Source organism: Pseudoalteromonas sp. S558, assembly GCF_005886635.1.
Taxonomy (GTDB): Bacteria; Pseudomonadota; Gammaproteobacteria; order Enterobacterales; family Alteromonadaceae; genus Pseudoalteromonas; species Pseudoalteromonas aliena.
In genome coordinates, this window is sequence record NZ_PNDU01000061.1 from 1 (window position 1) to 5,895 (window position 5,895).

A 5,895-nucleotide genomic window follows, 5' to 3' on the forward strand; every position below is an offset into this window, starting at 1 on the left:
TAATAATAACAATTTTATTAAAAACAAGATCATTATAGCGTATTAGATAACTCACTAAGTACGTTAAAAAATTATTTAGATAGAACAACTATGTATCATAATTTTAGCCTTGCTATTGAACTATTTTTTGTTTCTAGAATAGATCACTAATTTAATGCAATTGGTATTAGTTTACGAATGTATCAGGTAACGCGGTAAATGATAGGCAAAAAAAAGCCCGCAAAAAATGCGGGCAAACAACAAGTTGAAGGAAGTAATCTTTGGGAACTACGTTTTACAAATTAAGGTTTTATCCAAAAAAGTAAAACAATGTAATACGATAAAATCATATTACTAAGAACTTTGCGTAATGAAACAATATCACTTAGTGCACTAGCTCGGTATGCATTAATAATACGCAATATCGACTATAAGTTCAAACTAGAAAATTTACATTTTCAGATTAGAAAAAATAATCCGAGTGTGTTTTTTACTACTTAGTCATTGTTCGTTAATCAACCATTGGATTTGTAAGTTTATGAAAAATAAGCTTTGTAGATGTTTTTATTGTTTTTTGTAGTATTAGTTTTACTATTACGTGAAGGTAGCTTAAAGATGCTTTTGAGTGTTTATGCACGTATTTTGAATAAATGCTCTAATTTATGAAGTTTATTGATATATTTAATCATCTTTAATGCAATATATTAAATTGTAAATGGTGTGTTTATTGACTTGGGTTGGATAAATCATATACGAAGGTTATTTTTAACGTTTTTTGTTGGTTATTCATAGCAATATGATTGTCAGTATGAAATGGACTATATACACTAGTTGCAACTTTTGACTGCACAGGCAGTCATATTTATAGAATTTTCTTATTTTGATACTATTTAGGAGTTTAACGTGGGATCAGGGCTTAATTTTTTAGATCTAATTTTAGAAGCCAGTTTGCTTGTTCAACTAGTCATGTTAGGGCTAGTTGCTATGTCTGTTATGTCTTGGGCAATTATTTTTCAACGTAAAAAAGCGATATCGGATGCTTTGGCAAATACTAAAAAGTTTGAGCAAAAATTTTGGTCAGGTATTGATTTAAGTAAGTTATACAACGAAATATCGTCACGCAGTGGTCAATCTCAAGGTATTGAAGCGTTGTTTACCGCCGGTTTTAAAGAGTTTGCGCGTCATAAAAAGAATACTTTTCAAAGTGCGGGCATTGTTATGGAAGGTACACACCGCTCGATGCGTGTTGCGCTTTCTCGTGAAATAGAAAAAACCGAATCAAGTCTTTCATTTTTAGCAACAGTTGGTTCAATTAGCCCGTATATAGGCTTATTTGGTACCGTGTGGGGTATTATGAATGCCTTTATTGCGCTAGGTGAAGTTAAACAAGCAACCTTACAAATGGTCGCGCCAGGTATTGCAGAAGCACTTATTGCAACCGCGATGGGCTTATTTGCCGCGATCCCAGCTGTTATCGCCTATAACCGTTTTTCCAATAAAATCGAAAAACTGGAATCTCATTATATTAACTTTATGGAAGAATTTGCGAATATCTTGCATCGTCAAGCAGCTACTCAAATAGAGGCCCAAGCGAATGTATCAGCGTAAAAAGCGCCGTCCGGTCGCAGAAATTAATGTAGTACCTTACATTGATGTAATGTTGGTACTACTTATTATATTTATGGCTACAGCACCGCTTATTACACATGGTGTAAAAGTCGATTTACCAAAAATGGAAGAGTCCGATTTAGTTGATACTAAAGATACCCCACCCATTATTGCCTCTATTGATGCGCAAGGTAAATACTATGTAAGTGTAGGTACAGATCCAGAAGAGCCTATGGAAGCGCTCGATGTAGCCGCAGTTATAAAGTTACAACTAATGAAAAACCCTGACGTACCAGTAATGATAAAAGGTTCGGGCAAGGTGTCGTATCAAGAAGTGTTGTTACTAATGGATTTTTTGAAAAATGCAGGCGTACCATCAGTAGGGTTAATGACCGAATCCTTCGAGGGGACAAAGTAGCCGTATGAATAGTTCATTAATAAAGTCGGTAGTACTTCATTTAGGTATTGGTGGTTTTTTGTATGCATCTGCAAACATTCATCCATCAGCACCTAAAGTTATGGAGGTAACGCTTAATTCGGCTATTCCAACTGCAGATAAAGCGGTATCGGCTGTGACCGTCGATCAGAAAATGGTTGAGCAAAAGATAGCTGAGCTGCAGAAAAAAGAAAAAGATAAAAAACAGGCCGAAGATAAACGTATTCGCGATTTAGAACGCAGAGCAGCAAACGCGCGCAAGCAGCGCGAATCTGAAGCCCGTAGCATTAAAAAGTTAGAGCAAGAGCGCAAAGCAAAAGAGAAAGAAACCGCAGAAGCGCAAGCCCAAGCAAAAAAAGCACGTGCAATTGAGCAAAAGGAACGCGCTAAAGCAAAGCAAGCCGAAAAACAAAAGGAAGAAGCTGAAAACGCTGCAAAAGCGGCAGCCCAAAGACGTAAAACCGAAGAAGATGCACTAAAAAAAGCAGAAGCAGAGCGTGAAAAACGCGAGCTAGAAGCTAAAGAACGTGCAGCCGAGGCCGAACGTAAACGTCAGCAAGCGTTGCAAGAGCAGATATTACAAGAGCAACTTGCTAAAGAGCAGGCTGCGCGTAATAAAATACGCCAACAACAAGTCGTCGGTGAAGTAGATAAATACCGTGCTTTAATTATGGCGCGTATCCAACAAAACTTACTGATTGACGAAAAAATGAAAAATCAACAGTGTAGAGTTAACATTCGCTTAGGCTTTAATGGTTTAGTTACACAAGTTAAATCGTTAGGCGGCGATAAATTAGTGTGCGAAGCGACGTTGAGAGCAGTGCGAATGGCAGACACGCTACCTGTTTCTAAAGATAAAGATGTATTCGATAAACTCAAGAATATTAATTTAACAATCAAGCCAGAGTTTTAAAGGGATGATATGTTCAACAAAGTAAAAATAGCCTGTTTAGTTTTATTATTGGGGTTTCAGAGTATTGCACATGCAGCGCTTGAAATTGTAATTACAGAAGGGGTTGATGGTGCAAGGCCTATTGCAATAGTACCTTTTAAATACAGAGGAATTGGCCCGATACCGCAAGAGTTGAATAGTGTTATTGCTGCCGATTTAATGCGCAGTGGTAAATTTAAGCCTGTTAATGTTGCGCAAATGCCGCAGCAACCGAGCAAAGACAGTGAAATTGATTACGCATCATGGGTTAATAAAGGCGTTGAGGCAGTGCTTGTTGGTGAAGTTGAACAACAAACTGATGGGCGATACCTAGTTCGTTATGAGTTAGTTGATGTAATACGTGGTCAAATAACCGGTGGCAACACGCAAATGATGAGCAATGGTAAGTTAGTTAAAAGCCAAAGCCATATTTTAGAAGCGCGTGAAAGTGTTATAGGGGAGAGTGGCTTTCGTCGTTACTCGCACCGCATTAGTGATGTTATTTACGAAAAGCTAACCGGTGAAAAAGGCGCTTTTTTAACGAAGATAGCATATGTTATTGTGCGCGATACAGATGCTAAGCCTTATCAGCTAGTTGTTGCTGACTATGACGGCTTTAATGAACAAGTATTGCTTCGCTCAAAAGAGCCACTGATGTCGCCGGCTTGGTCGCCAGATGGCACTAAATTAGCTTATGTGACGTTTGAAAATCGCCAAAGCCAAATCTATATTCAAGATTTGTACACGGGTAAACGAGAAGTTATTGCTAGTTACCGTGGGATTAATGGCGCACCACAGTTTTCACCTGATGGTAAAAAGTTGTTATTGGTATTGTCAAAAGACAACGGTGGAGCCACTGAGATTTATTTGTTGGACCTAGCAACACGTAAAGAAACACGACTTACGCGTCATCGCAGTATCGATACTGAGCCATCTTGGCACCCAAATAGCCAAGATATAGTATTTACCTCTGAAAGAGGTGGTAATGCTCAGATTTATAAGTTAAATTTACAAACAGGTAGGTCGCGAAGGTTGACCTTTGACGGCGATATGAACCTAGCGGGTTCTATAACACCTGACGGAAAAGAATTAGTGATGGTAAACCGTACTAACGGGCAGTATCATCTTGCTAAGAAAGAGCTGGCTACAGGCGCGTTTCAAGTGTTAACGCGGACACGCCTTGATGAATCTCCGAGCATAGCGCCAAATGGCTCGATGATTATTTATAGCACGCTCCATAATAATAAACAGGTACTCGCGCTGGTATCGATGGACGGCCGCTTTAAAGCACTGTTACCTGTGCTAGACGGACAAGTAAAGGCGCCAGCTTGGTCGCCATATTTACAGTAATATTACTGGTTTACTCAAAATAGGAATCAACTCAATGCAACTTAATAAAATACTTAAAGGCCTGCTAATTGCTGTGCCAGTAATGACATTAGCAGCTTGTAGCTCATCATCAGACATTGATGACGGTGCTGCAAATCAAACAAATCAAGCTGTTGTTGAGCAGCCAACGAATAATGATACAGTTGAAGTAGCGACTATTTCACCTGAGCAACAAGCAGAAGAGCAACTTCGCCAAAAATACGAAGCACTTCGTCAAGAGCAAGTAATTTACTTTGACTTTGATAAAGCGACAGTTGAAGGCAAGTACGCTGATTTACTTCGTGCACATGCTGAGTTCTTAGTTCAAAATTCATCAGTTAAAGTACTCATTGAAGGCCATGCAGATGAGCGCGGTACGCCAGAGTATAATATTGCACTTGGTGAACACCGTGGTAAAGCTGTTGAAAAATACCTACAAAGTTTAGGTGTTTCAGCGAGCCAAATGTCAGTGGTAAGCTACGGTGAAGAGAAGCCAATGGTTAAATCTCGCACTGAATCAGCTTTCGCTAAAAACCGCCGTGCGGTATTAGTTTACTAAGATAAGAGATATTATGAAGCCGAAAATTATTTTGGCAGCCATGATATTGAGCGGGAGCACCCAGTTAATGGCTGCTCCCGCTCCTGTTTCAGAAGCTGCAAGTTCACAAACGAGTGTTGAGAAGCGTTTAGCGTCACTTGAAAAGTTGATGCAGACACGTAATTTTTTACAAGTTGAGTTACAGCAACAACTTAATTTATTACAAGATGAAGTCAGTCAAATACGAGGCGTAACTGAAGAGCAGAGTTATAAGCTTGAAAAAGTACTGCAGCGCCAACGTGAACTTTATCAAGAAATTGAAAATAGAGTAAGCCAAGCTTACACACAGCCGGCTGTAGTCCCTGCGACGGACTACACGCAAGCTAATGATGCGCAGACCTACAGCACTGATTTATCTGAAAACGAAGCGTACGAGCGTGCTGTTGCGTTAATAATGAAAGATAAGCGCTATGATCAGGCAATTCCCGAGTTTCAAACTTTTTTAACAACGTATCCAAATTCCGTTTATGTGTCTAATGCACATTATTGGCTTGGGCAATTGTTAACGATTAAAAATACGCCAGTTAAAGCAATTGAGCATTTTAAAGTGGTTGTAAACGAATTTCCTAATTCAAATAAACGCCCTGATGCAATGTTAAAGTTAGGAACGCTTTTACAAGAGCAAGGTTTTGCCGAAAATGCGCAAAAAATACTGAGCGATCTTATTAATCAGTATCCAAGCACAACTGCTGCAAAATTAGCCACCAATCGCTTATCAAAATAATTGAATCGGCTTGATTAGACTGCTTTTTGTCATAAGCGGTCTAAAATTGGTCAACTAGGCAGAAAAACTTAAAAAAAGAGACAATTTCGGTTGCACTCATTTTATAAATAAGTATTATAAGCGCCCGCAGCAAACGAATGGTTACCCCACTTGAAATGCGGCAAAAAGAGCGGGTTATTAGCTCAGTTGGTAGAGCAGTTGACTTTTAATCAATTGGTCGATGGTTCAAATCCATCATAACCCACCATTTT

General features: G+C 38.9%; 6 protein-coding genes and 1 tRNA gene. All 7 read left to right on the forward strand.

All coding sequences use genetic code 11. The features are described from left to right. The first annotated feature begins 882 nt into the window (after window positions 1-882). The gene (gene tolQ, locus CWB66_RS04465; RefSeq protein WP_077537589.1) at window positions 883-1,587 is read left to right on the forward strand and encodes a protein TolQ; all 705 of its coding nucleotides are present in this window, start codon (window positions 883-885) and stop codon (window positions 1,585-1,587) included. Beyond that, entirely contained in the window at window positions 1,574-2,005 is a 432-nt protein-coding gene (gene tolR, locus CWB66_RS04470; RefSeq protein ID WP_077537590.1) for a protein TolR, read from the forward strand. Before tolQ ends, tolR begins: the two co-directional genes overlap by 14 nt. A gap of 4 nt (window positions 2,006-2,009) precedes the next feature. After that, window positions 2,010-2,936 (forward strand): cell envelope integrity protein TolA, encoded by a 927-nt coding sequence (tolA, locus tag CWB66_RS04475; RefSeq protein WP_138584481.1) that lies wholly within the window; start codon window positions 2,010-2,012, stop codon window positions 2,934-2,936. Between the two features lie 9 nt (window positions 2,937-2,945). Further along, the gene (tolB, locus tag CWB66_RS04480) at window positions 2,946-4,304 is read left to right on the forward strand and encodes a Tol-Pal system beta propeller repeat protein TolB (protein ID WP_138584482.1); all 1,359 of its coding nucleotides are present in this window, start codon (window positions 2,946-2,948) and stop codon (window positions 4,302-4,304) included. A 34-nt stretch (window positions 4,305-4,338) separates the two neighbouring features. Beyond that, window positions 4,339-4,881: a peptidoglycan-associated lipoprotein Pal gene (gene pal, locus CWB66_RS04485; RefSeq protein ID WP_077537593.1), complete on the forward strand. Its 543-nt coding sequence runs from the start codon at window positions 4,339-4,341 to the stop codon at window positions 4,879-4,881. Between the two features lie 13 nt (window positions 4,882-4,894). Next, entirely contained in the window at window positions 4,895-5,644 is a 750-nt protein-coding gene (gene ybgF / locus CWB66_RS04490; protein ID WP_138584483.1) for a tol-pal system protein YbgF, read from the forward strand. 171 nt (window positions 5,645-5,815) lie between these two features. Then, window positions 5,816-5,891, forward strand: a tRNA-Lys gene (locus CWB66_RS04495). The last annotated feature ends 4 nt before the right edge of the window (window positions 5,892-5,895 follow it).

Bases quoted from the DNA above. Each gene is read 5' to 3' on its own strand.
- tolR (WP_077537590.1), top strand. From the start codon at position 1,574: ATGTATCAGCGTAAAAAGCGCCGTCCGGTCGCAGAAATTAATGTAGTA.
- tolA (WP_138584481.1), top strand. From the start codon at position 2,010: ATGAATAGTTCATTAATAAAGTCGGTAGTACTTCATTTAGGTATTGGT.
- tolB (WP_138584482.1), top strand. From the start codon at position 2,946: ATGTTCAACAAAGTAAAAATAGCCTGTTTAGTTTTATTATTGGGGTTT.
- pal (WP_077537593.1), top strand. From the start codon at position 4,339: ATGCAACTTAATAAAATACTTAAAGGCCTGCTAATTGCTGTGCCAGTA.
- ybgF (WP_138584483.1), top strand. From the start codon at position 4,895: ATGAAGCCGAAAATTATTTTGGCAGCCATGATATTGAGCGGGAGCACC.